This is a genomic window from Rhodococcus jostii NBRC 16295 (assembly GCF_001894825.1).
GTDB lineage: Bacteria > Actinomycetota > Actinomycetes > Mycobacteriales > Mycobacteriaceae > Rhodococcus_F > Rhodococcus_F jostii.
Genome location: NZ_BCWY01000245.1, coordinates 1 through 1,116, shown reverse-complemented (window position 1 = coordinate 1,116; position 1,116 = coordinate 1). Strand labels below are relative to the sequence as shown.

Genomic DNA, 1,116 nt, shown 5'->3' with positions numbered 1-1,116 from the left:
GAGTTCAACCCAGTGTCACCAAAACAATGCCAATCGGTCGGTTTTTCCTGCACGATTCACCCACACCACCCACCCCGACGAACAGGACCACCACATGCGCATGACCGCCCGCACCACACTCCTCGCCGCCGCGGCCATCCCACTGGCCATCGCAGCCGCCACGCCGGCATCGGCGACCGAGGCCGCCGACGTCACCTACGCCTTCACCGTCACCGGATCCACCGTGACCAACACCATCACCAACAACACCGGCGCCACCATTGGCTGCACCACCTCCCTCGCCCCCGCCCCCAGCGGCGTACTCCCCCCGGTTGACGACGTCCTCCGCAACGGGCAGTCCCTGTACCAGCAGGACGACATACCGCCCGGCACCACAACACAATCGGTCACCGACGTCCCCGACGGCTCCTACATCGCCCTCGCCTCCTGCGGTAGCGAGGGCACCGACCCCGCCATGTGGGTCTCCGACTACCCCGGCATCGAGCGATACCTCGCCCAGTTCCCCATGACCGCCTACACCGTGCAACAAGCCTCCACCGTCGTCACCGTGCCCGACGTCGCGTCAGCCCCCGCACCACCCGCCGCCGACATCGTCCCCGACCTCAGCGACCTGGGCACCCTCTTCGGCAGCTGAGCTCACCTGCCCAATTCGGACACGGCGGCTCCCACCCAACCTGCGGGAGCCGCCGCCGACAAACCGGGCTGCCCGGCCTGCCAGCCCACCGCGGAGATCACGGTGCTCCTTGCGACGCCGGGGCCATGTGCCACGCTGTCATGCGCCGCCCAACGACCACCGGTGCAGCGCACGCCAATTCCCGGTGGCACCCCAGCTGATCAGCGAGTAACGCCGGGCGATCCCGGGCCCCGAAGGTAGTCGATCAGAGTGTCGAGGACGGCTTCGAGATCCTCGACACTGCCCGTCGACCGCAGGACCTGCACCCCACCCTGAATTCCCGCGATGAACGCGGACGCGGTGCGCGGCGCATCCAGTTCCGCCCGGATCTGCCCTGCCGCCTGCATCGCCTCGATCCCGGCCGCGACGTGGGTCTGCCACTGCGCCAACAGTGTTCGGATTACTTCATAGGCCCCCGGCGTTCCGCCCGCCTGGGCCAGCAA

Annotated in this window: 2 protein-coding genes; one reads left to right on the top strand and one right to left on the bottom strand. The window is 68.5% G+C overall.

The window, feature by feature from the left end; translation table 11 throughout:
• A partial coding sequence (locus RJ1_RS44990; protein ID WP_439958230.1) for a hypothetical protein occupies positions 1 to 634 on the top strand: 634 nt, incomplete at its 5' end.
• 200 nt (positions 635 to 834) lie between these two features.
• Here RJ1_RS44990 and RJ1_RS44985 read toward each other — a convergent pair.
• The coding region (locus RJ1_RS44985; protein ID WP_174695095.1) for a TetR family transcriptional regulator C-terminal domain-containing protein at positions 835 to 1,116 on the bottom strand (282 nt) is incomplete at its 5' end.